Below are 225 nucleotides of genomic sequence, written 5' to 3' on the forward strand. Positions count from 1 at the left end.
TTCAGCAACGCCTTCTGCGTGGCAACCGCCACAAAATCACTCGCCGGACCGGACGCCTGCAGCTTCGCGTCCCGCGCATCCGCCAGGTCCAGCTGCCTGCCACCGGGCAGGAACAACCTCCCGGCAGCAGCATCCAGAACAACGGGCTGGTCCCCCACCACCGTCAGCTGGAGGTCCCCCGCACCCTTCAACGCATCCCACGTCTCGGACTCCGAAGAGAGCACC

The 225-nt window shown here is 66.7% G+C and carries 1 protein-coding gene; it reads right to left on the reverse strand.

Features of this window, described 5'->3' with window-relative positions; genetic code table 11:
• A partial coding sequence (locus tag ASF72_RS21020; protein ID WP_442854164.1) for a hypothetical protein occupies window positions 1-225 on the reverse strand: 225 nt, incomplete at both ends.

It is taken from the genome of Arthrobacter sp. Leaf141, assembly GCF_001424565.1.
In the GTDB taxonomy this organism is placed as follows: domain Bacteria; phylum Actinomycetota; class Actinomycetes; order Actinomycetales; family Micrococcaceae; genus Arthrobacter.